The sequence below is a fragment of the Rhodovulum adriaticum genome, from assembly GCF_004345735.1.
GTDB classification, from domain to species: Bacteria; Pseudomonadota; Alphaproteobacteria; order Rhodobacterales; family Rhodobacteraceae; genus Rhodovulum; species Rhodovulum adriaticum.
Genome location: NZ_SLXL01000010.1, coordinates 1 through 17,071, shown reverse-complemented (window position 1 = coordinate 17,071; position 17,071 = coordinate 1). Strand labels below are relative to the sequence as shown.

General features: G+C 62.7%; 18 protein-coding genes, 1 tRNA gene and 3 pseudogenes. 12 read left to right on the top strand and 10 right to left on the bottom strand.

From position 1 onward, the window contains the following. Window positions 1–101 precede the first annotated feature (101 nt). The 6 genes from EV656_RS12320 (at window position 102) to EV656_RS12295 (ending at window position 7,780) form a co-directional block, all read left to right on the top strand. On the top strand, window positions 102–761 hold the full coding sequence (locus tag EV656_RS12320) for an ABC transporter ATP-binding protein (RefSeq protein ID WP_132604494.1): 660 nt from the start codon (window positions 102–104) through the stop codon (window positions 759–761). Next, on the top strand, window positions 739–2,442 hold the full coding sequence (locus tag EV656_RS12315) for a KpsE/RkpR family capsule polysaccharide export protein (protein WP_132604491.1): 1,704 nt from the start codon (window positions 739–741) through the stop codon (window positions 2,440–2,442). Before EV656_RS12320 ends, EV656_RS12315 begins: the two co-directional genes overlap by 23 nt. Window position 2,443: 1 nt before the next feature. Then, on the top strand, window positions 2,444–3,277 hold the full coding sequence (gene kdsA / locus EV656_RS12310) for a 3-deoxy-8-phosphooctulonate synthase (RefSeq protein ID WP_132604488.1): 834 nt from the start codon (window positions 2,444–2,446) through the stop codon (window positions 3,275–3,277). A gap of 81 nt (window positions 3,278–3,358) precedes the next feature. Beyond that, window positions 3,359–3,433, top strand: a tRNA-Gln gene (locus tag EV656_RS12305). Between the two features lie 121 nt (window positions 3,434–3,554). After that, the gene (locus tag EV656_RS12300) at window positions 3,555–5,453 is read left to right on the top strand and encodes a site-specific integrase (RefSeq protein WP_132604485.1); all 1,899 of its coding nucleotides are present in this window, start codon (window positions 3,555–3,557) and stop codon (window positions 5,451–5,453) included. Between the two features lie 518 nt (window positions 5,454–5,971). Then, a complete protein-coding gene (locus tag EV656_RS12295) occupies window positions 5,972–7,780 on the top strand; it encodes a DUF927 domain-containing protein (RefSeq protein ID WP_132604482.1) in 1,809 nt (602 codons plus the stop codon). 167 nt (window positions 7,781–7,947) lie between these two features. Here the strand turns inward: EV656_RS12295 and EV656_RS16590 are convergent, their stop codons facing one another. After that, complete coding sequence (locus EV656_RS16590) at window positions 7,948–8,091, bottom strand: hypothetical protein (protein WP_165919007.1); 144 nt, start codon at window positions 8,089–8,091, stop codon at window positions 7,948–7,950. Between the two features lie 13 nt (window positions 8,092–8,104). On the opposite strand from EV656_RS16590, the gene EV656_RS12290 reads away from it, so the two are divergent. Both EV656_RS12290 and EV656_RS12285 read left to right on the top strand, forming a co-directional pair. After that, a complete protein-coding gene (locus EV656_RS12290; RefSeq protein ID WP_165919006.1) occupies window positions 8,105–8,356 on the top strand; it encodes a helix-turn-helix domain-containing protein in 252 nt (83 codons plus the stop codon). After that, window positions 8,353–8,634, top strand: a complete 282-nt coding sequence (locus EV656_RS12285; RefSeq protein ID WP_132604476.1) for a HipA N-terminal domain-containing protein — start codon at window positions 8,353–8,355, stop codon at window positions 8,632–8,634. The genes EV656_RS12290 and EV656_RS12285 overlap by 4 nt, the downstream gene beginning before the upstream one ends. A 421-nt stretch (window positions 8,635–9,055) precedes the next feature. Here the strand turns inward: EV656_RS12285 and EV656_RS12275 are convergent. From EV656_RS12275 to EV656_RS12245, 5 genes and pseudogenes are all read right to left on the bottom strand, one after another. Continuing rightward, a pseudogene (locus tag EV656_RS12275) lies at window positions 9,056–9,163 on the bottom strand (transposase domain-containing protein); the annotation flags it as partial. Window positions 9,164–9,386: 223 nt separating this feature from the next. Further along, the gene (locus EV656_RS12270; protein WP_274610534.1) at window positions 9,387–9,938 is read right to left on the bottom strand and encodes an ATP-binding protein; all 552 of its coding nucleotides are present in this window, start codon (window positions 9,936–9,938) and stop codon (window positions 9,387–9,389) included. A 258-nt stretch (window positions 9,939–10,196) separates the two neighbouring features. Further along, on the bottom strand, window positions 10,197–11,477 hold the full coding sequence (locus EV656_RS12255; protein WP_132604473.1) for a type II toxin-antitoxin system HipA family toxin: 1,281 nt from the start codon (window positions 11,475–11,477) through the stop codon (window positions 10,197–10,199). Then, window positions 11,477–11,791, bottom strand: a complete 315-nt coding sequence (locus EV656_RS16960) for a helix-turn-helix domain-containing protein (RefSeq protein ID WP_425057182.1) — start codon at window positions 11,789–11,791, stop codon at window positions 11,477–11,479. The genes EV656_RS12255 and EV656_RS16960 overlap by 1 nt, the downstream gene beginning before the upstream one ends. Before the next feature lie 443 nt (window positions 11,792–12,234). After that, a pseudogene (locus EV656_RS12245) lies at window positions 12,235–12,528 on the bottom strand (transposase domain-containing protein); the annotation flags it as partial. A 273-nt stretch (window positions 12,529–12,801) separates the two neighbouring features. Between EV656_RS12245 and EV656_RS12240 the strand changes: the two are divergent. The 4 genes and pseudogenes from EV656_RS12240 (at window position 12,802) to EV656_RS12225 (ending at window position 14,333) form a co-directional block, all read left to right on the top strand. Then, the gene (locus EV656_RS12240; RefSeq protein ID WP_132604470.1) at window positions 12,802–13,110 is read left to right on the top strand and encodes a type II toxin -antitoxin system TacA 1-like antitoxin; all 309 of its coding nucleotides are present in this window, start codon (window positions 12,802–12,804) and stop codon (window positions 13,108–13,110) included. Beyond that, complete coding sequence (locus EV656_RS12235; RefSeq protein ID WP_132604467.1) at window positions 13,100–13,645, top strand: GNAT family N-acetyltransferase; 546 nt, start codon at window positions 13,100–13,102, stop codon at window positions 13,643–13,645. Before EV656_RS12240 ends, EV656_RS12235 begins: the two co-directional genes overlap by 11 nt. Window positions 13,646–13,752: 107 nt before the next feature. Next, window positions 13,753–13,977 (top strand): annotated as a pseudogene (locus tag EV656_RS12230) (type II toxin-antitoxin system RelE family toxin); the annotation flags it as partial. A gap of 20 nt (window positions 13,978–13,997) precedes the next feature. Beyond that, entirely contained in the window at window positions 13,998–14,333 is a 336-nt protein-coding gene (locus EV656_RS12225) for a helix-turn-helix transcriptional regulator (protein WP_243695704.1), read from the top strand. Window positions 14,334–14,506: 173 nt separating this feature from the next. On the opposite strand, the gene EV656_RS12220 is transcribed toward EV656_RS12225, so the two are convergent. The 4 genes from EV656_RS12220 to EV656_RS12205 form a co-directional block, all read right to left on the bottom strand. After that, a complete protein-coding gene (locus EV656_RS12220; RefSeq protein WP_132604458.1) occupies window positions 14,507–14,815 on the bottom strand; it encodes a type II toxin-antitoxin system TacA family antitoxin in 309 nt (102 codons plus the stop codon). A 327-nt stretch (window positions 14,816–15,142) separates the two neighbouring features. Next, entirely contained in the window at window positions 15,143–15,832 is a 690-nt protein-coding gene (locus EV656_RS12215) for an RES family NAD+ phosphorylase (RefSeq protein ID WP_425057181.1), read from the bottom strand. Beyond that, window positions 15,829–16,242, bottom strand: a complete 414-nt coding sequence (locus EV656_RS12210) for an MbcA/ParS/Xre antitoxin family protein (protein WP_132604455.1) — start codon at window positions 16,240–16,242, stop codon at window positions 15,829–15,831. The genes EV656_RS12215 and EV656_RS12210 overlap by 4 nt, the downstream gene beginning before the upstream one ends. A 76-nt stretch (window positions 16,243–16,318) precedes the next feature. After that, window positions 16,319–17,071, bottom strand: a 753-nt coding sequence (locus tag EV656_RS12205) for a BrxR family transcriptional regulator (protein WP_132604452.1), incomplete at its 5' end; no start/stop codon positions are given.

The following is a 17,071-nucleotide window of genomic DNA, read 5'->3' as shown; positions in this document are numbered from 1 at the left end:
CCATCTCGACATAATATGGCCCAAGTACATCTTTAGGTTCCAAACACGAACCAGTCCGTTTCCAGCCCGGACAGGCAGGGCGGACATGAGCGGGGACAATCATGCTGGAGTTCAACGGCGTCAGCAAAAGCTTCTGGACCGGAAAGCAACGCAAGGTGATCCTTGATCGTGTTTCGTTCCGGGTGGAGCTGGGCAATTCGCTGGGCATCCTGGCCCCCAACGGGACCGGCAAGACGACGCTGATCAACATGATGGCCGGGCTGGAAAAACCCGACGAGGGCAAGGTGACTCGCGCCTGCCGGATCTCTTTCCCGCTGGGTTTCATGGGCGGCGTCGTCAACAAGCATAGCGGCACCGAGAACGCCCGCTATATCGCGCGGCTTTACGGGCTGGATCCCGACTACGTCGAGGCCTTTTCCCGTTGGCTGTGCGGGATCGAGGAGTATTTCGACATGCCCGTGGGCACCTACAGTTCGGGGATGCGCGCGCGGTTCAACTTTTCGCTGCTGCTGGCGCTGGATTTCGATATATACCTCATCGACGAGGGGATGCCGTCGACCACGGACGTGGCGTTCAACCGCAAGGCCGGCGCGATCCTGCGCGAACGGCTGGAGGGCGCGACCGTCGTGATCGCCTCGCACCAGCCCGCAACGCTGGAAAAATTCTGTCGCACGGCCGCTGTGCTGCGCGACGGGCAGATGTTCATGTTCGACAGCCTCGAAGAGGCCAGGGCGCTTTATGACTACCAAACCCAAGGCTAGGAAATTCCGCATCCGCCGCAACACCTCTTTGCGGACGGGCCTGGACCCTGTCGGGACGGTCGGCGCCAACGGTGCGGCAACCGCCCCCGCGGCAGACCAACGCCCGCCAGAGCCCGAGGACGGTTTCGGCAGCGCCCCCTTCCCCACCGCGCGCGCCGCCAACCCGGAACCCCGCACCGCAGAGGGCACAGTGACAGCACCGATGCCAACCGGCGTCCAGTCCCAGCCCGGACCCGACACCCCGCGCAGCGCGGATCAGGATATCGACGCGATCCGGCGCGAGGGCCTGACAGGCAGGCAATTGCGCATGGCCCGGCGTATCGCCCAGAAACACGGGCTGGCGCCGACCTCGGATTACGACGCGGTGCGCCTGCTGCGCGCCAAGGGGATCGACCCGTTCCAGCGCGCCAACATGCTGGAACTGGTCCAAAGCGAGGCCCCCGGCCGCGCCAGCGAAATCGGCAGCCTGCCCGCCCTGCCCCGCACCGAGAAACAGGATTTGGCGGTGCCCGCGCTGGCCGCCCCCGCCGAATCCCGCCTGCGCGAGGTGCGCGACATCCAACGCGACATCGCGCGGCGCCGGCGGCGCGGCCTGGCCCTGCTGTTCGCGCGGCTTTCGGTCTTTGTGCTGCTGCCCACGCTGCTGGCGGGCTATTACTACTACACCATCGCCACGCCGATGTACGCGACCAAGTCGGAATTCGTCATCCAGCAGGCCGAAGCAACCGGCGGCGGCGGCCTGGGCAGCCTGTTCCAGGGCACCGGGCTGGCCATGCAGCAGGATTCCATCGCGGTGCAAAGCTATCTGCAATCGCGCGACGCGATGCTGCGGCTGGATCAGGACCGCGGCTTTCGCGCGCATTTCAGCCAGGACTGGATCGACCCGCTGCGGCAATTGCAGCCCGACAGCACGTCAGAGGCGGCCTACAAACTGTACAAGAAGGCGGTCAAGATCGGCTACGATCCCACCGAGGGCATCCTCAAGATGGAGGTCATCGCCGCAGACCCCGAAACCAGCGCAGCCTTTTCCAACGCGCTGATCTCTTACGCCGAAGAACGCGTCGACGGGCTGACACAGCGCCTGCGCGAGGATCAGATGGCCGGGGCGCGCGCAAGCTATCAAGAGGCCGAGGAAAAGGTCGCCGCCGCCCAGCAACGCGTGCTGGAATTGCAGGAAAAGCTGGGCGTGCTGGACCCGGCCAGCGAAACCGGCGCGCTGATGGGGCAGATCACCACGTTCGAAACGCAACTGCGCGAAAAGCGCCTGCAACTGCAACAGCTCTTGGACAACCCGCGCCCCAACAGCGCGCGGGTCGATGGTGTAAAGGGCGACATCCGCCGGCTGGAACAACTGGTCGCGGAATTGCGCGCCTCGATGACCGAGGGCGGCGGCGGCGCCGACTCTCTGGCCCGGATTTCCGCCGAACTGCGGATCGCCGAGGCAGACCTGACCAACCGGCAACTGCTGCTGCAACAGGCCCTGCAACAGATGGAAACCGCCCGGATCGAGGCCAACCGCCAGGTACGGTACCTGTCGCTGGGTGTCAGCCCCGTGGCCCCGGACGAACCCACCTATCCCCGCGCCTTTGAAAACACGGTGCTGGCGTTCCTGATCTTTGCCGGGATATACCTGATGATCTCTCTTACCGTTTCCGTCCTCCGCGAACAGGTATCTGCCTGACATGACAGACATAGAAATCGGCGGCCTGACCGTCGGCAATACCCGCCCGCTGACCGTGATCGCCGGTCCCTGCCAACTGGAAAGCGCCGAACATGCGCTGATGATCGGCCGCGCGATGCGCGACGCCTGCGCGGCGGCGGGCGCGGGCTATATCTTCAAGGCCAGCTTCGACAAGGCCAACCGCACCTCGCTGAGCGGCAAGCGCGGCGTGGGGCTGGAACACGGGCTGGAAATCCTGGCCGAGGTTAAGGACAGCCTGGACGTGCCCGTGCTGACCGATGTCCACACCCCCGAACAATGCGCCCCCGTGGCCGCGATCGCCGATGTTCTGCAAATCCCCGCCTTTCTGTGCCGGCAGACCGACCTGCTGCTGGCGGCAGGCGAAACCGGGGCGGCCGTCAACGTCAAGAAGGGTCAGTTCCTAGCGCCCTGGGACATGCCCAACGTGGTGGCCAAGATCGAATCGACCGGCAACCGCCGCCTGCTGCTGACCGAGCGCGGCTCCAGCTTCGGCTACAATACGCTGGTGGCCGACATGCGCAGCCTGCCGATCATGGCGCGCACCGGCTATCCGGTGGTAATGGATGCCACCCATTCGGTGCAGCAACCCGGCGGCCTGGGCGGGGCCAGCGGCGGGCAACGCGAATTCGCCCCCGTGATGGCGCGCGCCGCCGTCGCACTGGGAATTGCAGCCGTCTTTATCGAAACGCACGAGGCGCCGGATACAGCGCCCTCGGACGGGCCGAACATGATCCCGCTGGACCGGATGCCCGCCTTGGTGCAGACGCTGATGGGCTTTGACCGGCTCGCGAAAGCGGCCCCGCTGGAGCTGTGAACCAAGCGCGAAAAAGGCACGATTTTTCGCCAGATGGGGCTTGAAGCCCGCGCACACTCGGCGTATCTACGCGCGCACCGTTGGGGTGTAGCCAAGTGGTAAGGCAGCGGTTTTTGGTACCGTGTATCGTAGGTTCGAATCCTACCACCCCAGCCAAATCCCACATTAAGTCATTGATATAGAACGAAAATAGACAGACCGGCACCGGTGCCTGAACCGATGTGTCATACACGGCTGTCATACAGGGTGGACCTGCCTCGATCTTGAGGTGGCCCCGATGACGATCGCTGCACATGTTTTCCGCCGCGGTGCGGTCTATACTTGGCGTCGGCGTATTCCGCGCACCTGTAGGCAATCGACGAAAACCGCATATATACAAGTCAGCTTGATGACCCGTGAACCGGAGCTTGCCCGACGGCTCGCTGGCATCCTTCATGGTGAAAGTGTCCATCTCTTCGATCTCATGCGTTCAGACCGTCTGACCCCGGAAGAAACCCGTAAATGGCTCGAACATGTTGTTCGGGAGGAAATCGCACGCATCGAGCGACGAAAGCTCGTGGAACTGGAAAGCTCGAATCTCGGCAATCGTGCAGAAAGCAAGCTACTGGACGACCTCGCCGCCCAGTGCTTCCGCCTGTTAGCCGAGCACGGCAAGAGCGCGACTTTCGATCCGCAGACCGACCAAATCCTGGCGGAGAAGGAGTATTCCCCCGAAACTCTACACCGCGCACAAGAGATGATGGACCTCTACAAGCGCGACTTCCAGTCGGTGAGCCGACACGCCAAGACCTGTGCGATCGCGCGCGATGTGCTCGGTGACAAAGAGATTAGTGCACTGCGCTATGTGGAATTGCGCCAATTGTTTATGAAAGGCAAGGTGATCGCCATCGAAGCAGTAGCACAGGCGGCCAACCAGGACGTGGCACCAGCAGTTGCGGCCACCCGGGATGAAATTGTGAGGGCGCGCGGTCCAGCCTTTGATCTTTTTTCGCCATCGACGCTGCCTGCCTCTTCCGAGGCCCCTACCTCACCGCAGAGTGCTTGCAAGCCCGAGACGCGCCCACAAGCGCCAGGCCAGGTAGAAATCCCCTATGATCCCGACCCGAAGGAGATCTGCAAACGCCTCGTGAAAAACAAGGAGAAGGAGGTCGATTCGAAAGGCTTGAACCAGCTTGTCCAAGTGGTCGACGTTTTCACCGAGATTACCGGTCTCGCAGACATCCGAGAGCTCCGCCAACACCATCTCTCACTTTATGTCGAAACCTTGGCACAACTGCCCAAGGCATATCGGAAAAGCCCAGCAGATCGCAAAAAACCGCTGTCCGAGATCTTAGCGGAAGCCGCAAAATTGCCGCCTGAGAAAAAGGGCATGGCAACGAACACGATCAATCGAAACCTGACCTTCATCGGGATGCTGCTTCAGAAGGCAAGCTCGGAAGGCCATGATCTTGACAGTCGTCTTGACATTACAGCACTGCGCAAACGCCGGACGCGGCGGCAAAGGGACGAGCGAAACCCCTTTACTCGGGACGAAATCCAAGCGCTCTTCGAAAGCCCTCTCTGGACCGGCTGCCAGGGTCCGAGTCGGCGCCGTGTGCCCGGCAACCGCATCATCCCCGACGGCCGATACTGGGTCCCCCTGATCTGCGCGCTGTCAGGTGCACGCCGCGAAGAGATCGCTGGTATGACAACAAGCGACATCAAGAACGTCGAGGGCACTTGGTGCTTCGACATTCGTCCAAATAAGAATCGGTGTGTCAAGAACCTCCAGTCCGAACGGCTCGTTCCAATCCACTCCCAATTGATCGAGCTCGGCCTTCTTGAGCACCGAAGCCGAAAGAAAAACGACCTTTTTCCGGAGCTTCGGCCGAAAAGCAAATCAACCAGATTTGGCGACCAACTCGACCATACGTTCCGCATGGTCTTGCAGGATCGGATCAGGGACCGTGACCGCAAGACGTTCCACTCACTACGCCATTATGTCAGTGACGTATTGAAGAACGATCCAACGATTAAGACCGAGTACAAAGACGATATACTTGGCCATGCCGGCAAAGGTACTGGTGCACGCTGCTATGGCGGCAGAACGGAACTAAAGAATCTGGTACGGACCATCGAGAAACTGCCAAGGATCGCCGCTCTGGAGCCGCAGGTGGGGAAGACGGGCAAACGCTAGCGCCGCCACGAGCTCGGGGCACGCCCGCGATATTGGCTACAGTTCGCCTACCATGGCCTGCAGCCCCTAGACAAAGAAGAAACCCATCGCATGAGGGCCGGGACCTGCTGCCCCGAGCCTAAGATCTGCGACAGGCAGAGCGTGACCTTCCCCTGCGAGTAGGGCCGTTTAAAACTGGAACCTTCCGGTTGGGTTTGAGTGTTGAGCGGCAGCCTGGAGAACCGCCAACTCCGGGAGGAGAGGAACGCGCCAAGAATAGCTCCCGCGCCAGTGCCCGCCTATGCGGGCCTGTGCGGGGCGTCCAACACCCTTTACCGTTAGAGCAAAACGCCTGCCATTGGACAGCTGGACTGTTGGACATCTCGACTAGCATCGTCGATCTCAGGATTAAATTGGCTTCAAACGGGGGTTTATCCACAGAAAACCGACGGCCGAGGCATTTCGGGTGTTTCCCTTAGCCCTCTAGCGCCACTAGCTGAAGAGGCGAAACCAATACTCGCACGGAACGGCCCCTCACTATGGCAAACCTCGAAGACCTCGGCATTTTCCCGCCACCCGATGACCTTCCCACGTGTCAGCCCAATGACAGGACGGACCAAGGAAACCCCTATTCCATCCCAGGCCTGCCCCCCGGTTACCGGGCGCAGGCGTGGGGCGGCATAGTCAAAGTCGACAAGAAGGGCCGAGAGGAAATGATCTGCGGACCACTTCAGGTCGCAAGTTACCAAAGATCACGCACTGGCGCGCTTACCACCTATCTGATCCGCTATATCGACCGAGACTGTCTCCCGCACACGCTGCTTATCAAGGCATCAGACATTCATAATGCAGGTGCCGGTGTCTGTACGCGGCTTGTCGATGGCGGATTGGAAATCTTCTGCCCTGTGCCGAAGATGCTGGCCTTCCTGCGGGCATGGCGGCCCAACAGGCACGGCGAAATCACGGATGAATTTGGTTGGGTCGACACCGTGTCAGGCCCCTGTTTCGCGCTGAGCGACAAGACTGTCCTTGCCCCGGCCCATCGCAAGGAGCCCCTTTACATCTTGGGCGATCACCAGGTTGAACCCCGCGCGTCGGGTGAACTTGCCGCCTGGAAAGAGCTCGTCGCCCAACCGTCCGAGCATAACCCGCTCATGCTGTTCGCGATTTCCGCCGCATTGGCCGGACCACTGCTGGGGATGCTTGGCCTGAGCAGCGGTGGCTTCAACCTCCACGGCCGTAGCAGTAGCGGGAAGACCACGGCACTCATGGCCGCGATGAGCGTCTGGAACGATCCAGCACTTTTGCCGCGCTGGCATGCCAGCCCCGCGGGGATGGAACTCTACGCAGCCCGGTCCCGCGACACTTCTCTCATCCTTGACGATATCCCCTGCGGCGACCCGCGTGCACTCTCGGAACTGGTTTACCTCGCCGGGAACGGCGCAGGAAAGCTGAGGGGAAACTCCAACATGAGCTTGCGCGCGGTCAAGCACTGGCGCACGGTCACGCTGACCACTTCTGAGCACGCCCTGACCGATATCTTCGCGCGGCGCGGCGAGGACATCCACGAGGGCGTGACCGTCCGGCTTGCCGACATCCCCGCCGGGGTTTGGCGGCATGGGGCCTTCCAGGAGATCGGCGCCAGCGCTTCGGCGAACGACTTCAGCGTCGCAATGAAATCCGCCGCGCAACAGCACTTTGGTCATGCCGGGCCGACTTTCGTCCGGACCTTGCTGAAGCTGAGGCCGGTGAGCGGCAAGAACCACCTTGCTAAACTGCACCTTCACGCGCGCGAGGATCTAAAAAAGGCACTCCAGGTCACGCGCACACTAGAAGGCCCCGAACTGCGGGTCCTGGACCAGCTTGCGGCCGCCTACACTGCGGCGCTCCTTGCGGATCGCCGTGCCATCGTATCCTGGTCGCGTCAGTCGATCCAGACGGCAATGCGCGAGGTGGCGACGCTCTGGTTCGAGGCGAGATGCGCAATCCCAAAAGATCGCGAAACCGACATCGTGGATCGCCTGATCGCTTTTCTCTCCGACTCCCTCGAAACATGCTTCGCCAACCTCGACCGCGGCGAAACGGTCGACCTGGCGCGTCATGACGGATGGCATACCGAAGGTTGGATCGAGATCACGACGGATTGCCTCAAACGCGAGGTCTGCGGTCGGCTTCCTCTGGCGCGGGGCGCGCGCGCGCTAGCAGCCGCGGGCCTGATCATTCCAGACGGCTCGGCCCGCTCGCTCCAACGGCGCCCATCCGCACGCCTGGTGCCGACGCGCAAGCGCGTCTATCGCATCAACCGGGCAAGGCTTGATCTACATGCAAGAACCAACACAAGAGAATGATCAAGAGGGCGGGACAAGTATCCGACTGTCCAACAGTCCAAGACAGGGCAATTACAGCCTCCCAAGCTGGTTTTGAAAGGCTCTGGGATAAATGCACCGAGAAGATCATCGGGTTGCTTTGCGTGTGCATAATGGCGCTGAAAAGGTCGGCCAAGACGAAGCTTCACTCAGAGCTTCAAAGCCATACCATCGATGGCAACGATTGTACTCTTTTCATGTGATTGTGCCTTCCCCGAAGAAAATGCGTGCGATCGTTGCCATTTAATCGGCAGGCTGGTATCTCCAAAGACAATGCAAACGATCGCGATCATTCGGAGCTGCGATATGTCCATTCCCACTGCGCCAGCCATCCCTGTTTACGATCCGGAATCGTTGGGGCATGTCATCCGGAAAACCCGCAAGGCACTGAAAATCACACAGGAGGAACTGTCTCTCCAGACCGGGATCTCGCGCACAACCATTCGCGCGATCGAGCGCGGCAAGGAAAGCGCGCATGTGGGGCTGGTCATGCAGATCTGCCGCGATCTCGGGCTCATGATCGCCCTCACCCCGCCGCGCTCGGACCAGACCCCATGACCGTTCTCGATGTCTATCTGGAGGCCGTGGCACAGCCGATCGGCCAGCTCTCGTCAGATCCTGAGGGCGAGATGACCTTCACCTATCACGCTAAGAACCTGCCGCACGCGATCTCCATTTCCTTGCCAGTGCGCAAGGAACCCTACGGAGATGTCGCCACGCGTGGATTCTTCGCGAACTTGCCGTTCGAGAACGAGATGCGCGACCAGGTGATGCAGCGCCACGGGCTTTCGGAGCGGGACATCGTGGGTCTGCTCTACCATCTCGGCGCCGATTGACAGCCGGCCGATCTGCGCACCGCGGCGGGTCCGCTTGCGGTGGCGGGTAAACTCACCCGGCTCATGCCTCGCTGCGCGAAAACCGGCGGCTGCCGCCCGATACAGACGATCCCTCCCCGCTTGCGGGGTGCAGGGAAAGATTGCGCTGACCCGGCTCGAAGACGGGCGACTGGAGCTTCCAGTGTCCGGGAGCGGAGCGCCGACCACGCATATCCTGAAGGTCCCGCGAGCCGGCCAGATGGGTGCGGTCCAGCGCGAGCACCAGGCTGCGGGGGTGATGGCCGCCATTCAGTCACACCCGATGGTCCAGACCTGCATCCTGGGTGAGGGCGACCTCCAGGGGCTTCTTGTTGCTCGGTTCGATCGGCGGGTCGATGGGGGAAAAGTGCACCGTAAGCGGTGTCCGCAGGTCACCTGTCTTTCAGCTTGACGGCTGGAAATTCCACGGGAGCAACTCGTCCAGGCGGCCTTGCGGATGGCCGGCGACGATGGCTTCGAGGGTGGATTTCAGGTAGGCGAAGGGCTCCACTGCGCAATCCGACGCATCCGGTCAGCGATTCCGACAACATCCGGTCACGCGCTACGATCATCCGGTCACCGCGCGACGTTGCCGCTGAGCGTGGTTTGGTGATGCCGCCTTGAGCCGGCCTGGTCAAGCGTTTCGGTCCTCGCGCCGCGGGAGCCGTGTGCGGGGCCGCGCGCGCCCTGTAACGCTGGCGCGGCCCCGCACACGGCGGTGGGTGTGGCGGATCTCATGTGTCGGCCTTTCGCATGGATGGTCCGTCGAGGGTCAGGCGGTGGGCGTTATGGACGATGCGGTCCAGGATCGCGTCCGCGAAGGTGGGCTCGCCGATGACCTCGTGCCATGCCGCGACGGGAAGCTGGCTGGTGATGGCGATCGAGGCGGTCTGATAGCGGTCTTCGACGATCTCCATCAGGTGGCGCCGCTGCATCGCGGTGAGCCGGTCCGGTCCCCAGTCGTCAAGGATCAGCAGGTCGGTGCGGACGAGCTGGCGGAACATACGCGGGAAGCTCCCGTCGCCCTGCGCTAGTTCGAGATCGGCGAACAGGCGCGGCAGGCGATGATAGAGCACGGTTTTGCCGTCGCGGCAGGCCTTCTGGCCGAGCGCGCAGGCCATGCCATCAGGCAGGGGCCACGAAAGGCCCGCCCGCTCGGCACGCTTGAGATACTCGCTGACCGTCGACTGGCCCACGTTCAGGCTCGCCGCGATCTTCCGGGTCGCCAACCCGGCCGTCTTCAGGCGAAGGGCGTCTGCAATCTTGCGCATCGGCAATCGTCTCATCCTGGGCTCCTTGCTCGTCCTCTCGGACGGCAAACACCGGTGTGTTCCGCTCAACGCCCTGTTGGCGTACCGGGATCGTAAAAGACGCCGCCGAGAGGATGCGCTGGATGATCTGGCCCGCCTCGGTCAGGAATTCGATCAGGGATGAGCATCGTCGCGAACCCCTTCGTGGTGCTTCTGGATGCGAACGTCTTGTTCCCTTTCAGGGTCCGGGACGTGCTTCTGACCTTCGCGCATGAGGGGCTTTTCTAGGGAGGTTCACAATCTCAGGGCATGCTCGACTTCCTCGTTCTCCAGGACCGCCTTCATGGCGTTGAAGTCGACCGATGTCATCTGGAGGGTCGTCCCGATCTCCCGCCATCGCGCCGAAACGATCTCCGCTATGCTGCGAATCATGGCACGCGCCTCATAGCTGGACAGGTCGAAGAACGGCGCTGCATCGAGCGCCGCCATGATGGAGCATTTCGCCCCGTGTATCTCCGAAATAGGGGTCTGCAGGTAGCCGCCGGACCGGTGCTCGGGGTTGATGTCGAAGGCCGGCGAGAGCCGCCATCCCCTTGCAGCCCGCAGGAAGCCGTGATTGCGCAAGTGGTCGTCGGTGTTTCGAACCAGGATGCTGAAGCACAGGCGTCGGTAGAGTTCCTGTATGTCGCTCGCGGGATCCGCACCATGAGTCCTCAGCTGCATGGCGATATCCTCGTAGGACCAGGCCTTGCTGTCATCTTCCGCCACGAAGCTCTGCGCGGAGATGTAGGGCACGCGCGCCGCATAGCCCTCGCCGGTCCGGTCGAAACGCCTGACGCGGATCATGGGGAAATGCGGGGCATCGTTGAGGACATGTGCCTCGGCGACGCGGATGCCTGCAAGCTCAGCGAGGCGCAGCGCCATGACCTCAGCGCGCGACATGGCATAGGTGTCGTTCTGCTTTGGCAGCTTCACAATCCAGAGCGCGCCATCCTCGTCCATCGCGTTGACCTTCGGTCGAGCACCGCCGAGAGATCCCACCGCGTCGCGCAAGATGTCCCCACCGACCAGCACGCCGCGTTTCTCAACATAAGCGTCGGGATCTGCCTCGAAATCCCGGGCCGCCAGGATCACGTCCTGCATGCTGTGCAGCATCGGCACGCGGGTCTCTCCCTTCCTCGTGCGCGGTTCGGCCAAGGCCTGGCCTTCTAGACCCGGAGCATCGAAGTAGCGAAGCGCTCCGATGCGCAGGAAATCGTCCGTTCCGATCAGGTAGTCGATATCGGCCAGATGGGCTCCCGCGCTAGTCTTGTTAATGATCCGGCGACCCCAGGAGTCAGGAGCCCCATCCTCGACCGGGCTCGGCAGGGAGGAAATGTGCCGCTCCTTCTTGAAGAAGAAGGGCGCATTCCGCAGCGGCAGGAAGGGTGAGAGCGCGAAGGCGCGCGGGTTATCGAGCCATGCCTGAGCGTAGCGGAACATCGAGGTCTCCCGCTGCGCGTCCTGGTCGGCGATCAGCGTTCCGACGGGAACGCCCGAGGCGCCGAGGCGGACATCAATGTCGCGGCGCGCCATCACCAGCCCTCTGGCTCGGCGCTCTCTGACCGAGGGGGTCCGGCAGGTGTTCTCCGCGTGGACGCCGGACGGGAGCGGGCGATGCGCTTGGGGACCGTATCCTCTGCAGTTAGGAGACCTACATCGTCCGTCGCTCGGTCGACCAGGCCCTCGAGGCGGTCCATAAGCCCCAACGCGTGCAGGGCCATCGCGAGAGTGTTGAGTGAGACGCCAGGATCGCCCTGCTCGAGCCGCCGCAGGGTGCTGCGATCGACGCCCATGCGCTCGGCCATGTCGATCGTCGACAGAGACCTGACGCGTCGGGCCAGTGCCATATCGCGGCCGAGCTTTATCATCGCCCGGTGCACCCGAGGGTGCACGGCGCTTCCTTTCGTAACCTTCGGCGCTGTTTTTGTCATGGTGTCCACATGTCCCATTATTGGATATAATGGCGTATCTGCGCTTCACTCATGCCGTGCCCCTTCCGTTTTTGCAAGAGTGCGCTAACAAGTATATGGAGCGCATATGCAGCATAATCATCATATAAGATGCTTTTGTGCCTCATTTCAGGTCGGTTTAACCACGTCCGGGCTCAGTCCGTCGGGCCGAAGCCGGCTAACTGATTCCGGGCCCCTGATCGCCCTCGCGCTCGCAGGGGATCTGGACGTCCTTACCGTATGCGACGGCCACGCCCCATTGATTTGGCACTTGCGCGGTGTCGCGGCGGGATGAAGCGGAGGGTGGCCGGTAGCTCGTCAGGGACTACGAGACGAGTTCCCTATGCCTCCTGGCCCTGCTGGGCGTAGGCCCAAGGCATCAGAGCCTCGATGTCTTGGGCGAGATGGCCGTTGGCGAGTTTCGTGAACAGATCGCGCAAATACGCATAGGGTTCGACGCTGTTCATCTTGCAGGTACCGATCAGGCTGGTGAAGCGGGCCCAGTTGCGGCCTCCTTCGTCGTGGCCGGCGAAGAGCGCGTTGCGGCGGTTCATGGCCGGGCTGCGGATGGCGTTTTCAACAAGGTTGGAGTCGATGTCGGCGCGCCCATCGTCCAGTAACAGGCGGAACGCGAATGGCCGACCGGGTATCAGGCTTTGCGCCGGGCAGGATCCCGCGGCCTGGTCTGCCCTTCGGTCCGGGCTCCGGCGCCATTCCGGAGACCTGCCCGGTCAGCCCAGGTCGTCCTTGCGGAATAGCGACGGAAAGCTATTCAAGCTTGGCGCCACATGCTTTGATAAGGGGCGGTGGTTGTTAAAGGCTCGAACGATGACGATGGCCCCGACCAATAATGATCGTTGATATGTACGGCGTTTTGCCGTACATGAAAAACTCTAAGGAGGCTGGCCATGCTCGCCATCGAGACTGTGAGCCCGACCCCGGGCAAGATGGAAGCGCGCAAGGAATTGCGCATGCACCGCGCAGATGAAGAACGCATCAAGGCGGCTGCTGCTGCAACCGGCCTGCAGGAAGCTGACTTCATTCGCCAAGCGGCCCTTCTGCGCGCACAGGAGGTGGAACAACGCATGTCCCTCTCTGTCTTGCCTGTCGAGGCATTCGATGCATTCAAGGCAGCCGTCGAGGCGCCCGGTCAGGTCGTGCCCGGGTTGGCTCGTGCCGCGGAAGCGTCGAAGGGCCTCCTGAAGGATGCCGGCTGAGACCGCGGCGGACGTCCCCGCTCTGACAATCGCAAAATTCGACAAGGCGCTGCATGATCGCAACGCCTTTTCTTGCGGCTTTGGACCCATCGACAACTTTCTGAAGTTGTCGCTCTCGGAGCAGATCAAGACCGGAATGGTCGCTGCGTGGATTGCCACAGCCGGCGACGATCCTGCCGTGCTGGGCTTTTACACTCTCGGCGCAATGGCCGTCCGAGCGGGGCTCGGCGCCAAGAAGTGGCAACGCGCTGGCATTCCAGACATCCCTGTCATCTATATTCGAGCGGTTGCGGTGCGTGAAGACATGCAGGGCAAAGGGCTCGGAACCGCCCTCGTCGTGAACGCCATGCGGCGCTGCCTCGGGATCGCCGATCAGATGGGCGCTGCGGCCATCGTCCTTGATGTGCTCAAGGACGATCACCTCGACCGTCGCTGGAACTTCTACGAAGAGCTTGGTTTCCGGCCGCTCGGCGAGCCCGAGAACCCGCAGCGCGTCTTCATTCCGATGGCGAACGTGCGCGCGACGCTTGGCTAAAGAGTTGTTCGGCATCAATCCTCCCCTCCAAGCTCGCCACGCTTGTCGCCTGAGGCGACATTGCGCTTGACGCAACGCCAGATGTAGCTTAAAGCTACACGAAGGCCGCGATCCGGGTTTTGCGCCGGATGCCCGCCAACACGGCCATACTGATCCGGTCCAAGATTGAGGCCTACGCGAGGGACTCGGCTTCACAGAGCAACAACGTGAGGCCCCTCAAGGGGCGAGAGGGGGTCCGGCTGCGGGTCGGGGACTGGCGCGTAATCATGGATGATCAGGGCAATGTCCTGGCGGTTCTCGATATTGGTCCACGTGGTGGCATTTATGACTGAAAGGGACTGACATTAACGAGGTGGTGACGATCCCGCGCGAGGAATACGATCGCCTGCGGGCGGCGGCCGAAGACCTTGCCGATCTGCAGAGCTACGATCGGGCAAAGGGGGCCTTGGCCGAAGGAGCGGATGAACTGCTTCCTGCTGACTACGCGAACCGGCTGCTGGACGGTGAAAACCCTCTCCGCGTTTACCGGGATCTGCGTGGCCTGACCCAGGCCATGCTCGCCGAGAAAGCCGGGGTCAATCGCGTCACCGTGGCCGAGATCGAAACGGGCCGAAAACAGGGTTCGGTCGCCAGCTTGCGTGCCCTCGCGGACGCCCTCGACGTCACGCTGGACGATTTGACGGAGTAGTCCCGGTCCGGAGCAGACCTTGGCGCCAGGTGCAGATCAGAGCCGTTGCGCATCCGGCTACAATCCCATCTTCTCGCGAAGGGCATCGGCGGCCCCCATCGGCATGAACATCCTCATCGGGTAGGCCGGGAGGCTCTGAAACTGAAACCGCTCATAGTCGGCCTAAGCTTCCGTCAACGCGACGCCACGCGGGCCTTGTAACGCTCCGCCGCCCTCAACAGCGGCTCCCCGGGCTCCGAGGGCGCGTCAAGCGCCGCAAAAAAGGCGGCGTGATCGACCGCCTGGAGGCGGGTGTGCTCATGCGCCTCGATGATCCGCTCCGCCTCACGAAGGGCGGCGCTCATCGTGAAGGTGGAAACGTCCACGCCCGACAGCGCTGCGGCGCGCTGGATGGTCGCCTTGATCGGCGCTTTCGTGCGGAAATGCATCCGCTCCGTGCTCTTGCCGGAGAAGGCCCGGATCTCGTCCGTGAAGGAAAGCATAGGGCGCGCCTCCTTGGGCTGGACAGTTTACAGGATGATCATGTGCGCCACTTGTGCGCACAAATCAATAGAGGTGTCCAATAGAGGTGTCGTTGCGCCACCTCATCAGATCCGCTCCGTCTGGATCGCGGCCCCAAGGATCCGGGCCGCGCTTGCCTCGTCCGGCTCCATGGCCGCCCTGAATGTGATGCCTGTTGCCGGCAGTTTTCGATAACCTAGTGGTTGAAAGGGGGCGAAAGAATCCCCCGCCCCGAAAAACCTGTGAATAGAGATGCCGCAGCCGCGCGATCACGGCCCCATTGCCGATGCGCGATCCGTCTTCCAGGGTCATGAGACGCGCCACACCTCCCCGCTGTTCAACTGCTTGACGTAATCCACCGCCTCGCCGTTCCAGTGATAGGCGAAATGCGCTCCTTGGGTCGGGATCGGGATCACGTCGGGCCAGAAGACAGCGATGCACCGGCCCTCGGGATAGCGGATGCTGGGCCAGGTGATACCGTTCGACCCGGCCGCGCGCCGCTCGGCCCCGAAGACCTGGGAAGCGCGGTAATCGTCCGGATCCAACAGGTCGGCGCGGCCGGCGACGTCATCCAGATCGGCATCGACGGACCCGATCAGTTCGCGGAATTGCGACGTCCAGCCAGGCGCCTCGTTCGTGGAGTGCATGAAGCGGGCGTGGTGGTGGATGGTTTCGGCAATGGCGACCTCGGTGCGGTCGCCCGCATAGTAGAGGCCGAAACTGCCGTCCGAGAACCGCCCCGGCCGCAGAGGCGAGCAATGGACGAAGGGCGCCATGACCCAACTCGCACCGGGGCCGGTCACGCGGCGGGCGACGGGCACCTTGGAGAGATCACCGATGCTCTCGCGGATGCGCGGATTGAACTTGGCCTCGGCCGAGGCCAGCGCCTCCCAATCGGCGGGGTCGGCAATGTCTTCGAACAGGTCGATGGGCGGGTGGATCGAGCGGATGATGCGGACAGTGCGAGGCCATGTCACGCGGCGGACAGGGATATTCACCAGGCACCCCGCTCGGCATCCAGATAGGCCCGCAGATCGATCAGGTCGGTGATCTCGCCGCGCATCATGATGTCGAGCGCGCTCTGCCCGCCGAAGGCCTCGTTGGGCTTGCGGATCCACGCATAGCCACGTGCGGGGTCGGTGAAAAGGTACCGCAGGGCCTTGTGAATGCCCATCAGGATCGCCATGCGCGCACGGAGGTCACGATCGATGCGACCGATATCGCCGGCCTTCCAGCGCGCCCAGGTACGCTGGGCCATGCCCCCCAAGAGCACGCGCGCCTCGCTATCCGCAAGGCCCCAGGCGCGGAACAGGTTGAGGGTGGTGCGTGCCAGCGCTGCCGCCTCCTCGTCGGTGATGACGGGAAGGTCGGGGCGCGCGGCGATCGGATGGATTGTGGCGAACTGCATGGCCTGCCTCCTTTGGCATGAAATTATATTTTATGTGCCAAAAGGCAAGGACAATCCCTTACCCATGCGAAATGCTTCACGCCCCAAGCGCCGCCATCACCTCGCCCCGGTTGACCAACACGATCTGCTGGTCCCGCGGTGCCCGCGCGTCCGGATCCGTGTCCAACCCAAGCCGTTTCAGCGCGTAGTAGAGCAGCGCCCGGCGCACGGAGATCCGCGCCACGCCCGCCTCCATCGCGTAATCCATCTCGAAGACCCGGGTCTGCGCCTCGGAAAGCCCCGGATGCGGCGCAATCACCAGCTCGACCTCCTCCTGCCAGGCCCGGTCCTCGGTGGGGGTGCTTTCCGTAGGGCCGCACTCCCGGGCCTCCAGGATCCGCGAAAGCAGGAAATCCTTGAACACCCCGTCGCGCCAGCAGAAGGCCCGCGCATGCCAGCGGAACCCGTCGAAGGCCAGGGCGTGGGGCTCGATGACCCGCGCGACCGGCTCCGGGCGCGACATCGATTGGTAGACGACCTCCAGCGCCAGCCCACCCGTGATCGCCCCGTAGACCTCGCGCAGAATTTCCGGAACGACGCCGCGCGCCGGCAAAGGCGCACCTGCCACCGCGGGCAAGGGCGCGATCCAGCTCTCGGCCGGGGGCAGCAGCCCCGTCTCCACCGCCTGAAGCTGGTTCAGGAACCCGCCCGCGTCGGGCCGGTAGAAGCGCGGGCGGAAATTCTTGCCCCGCCGGTAGCACTTGGCCTTGCGGTCGTAGACCAGGTTGCTCTTGCGACCATCGAGATAGGTGTTGATGTCGGCCGAGGCCTGCTGCTGGGACAGCCCGAA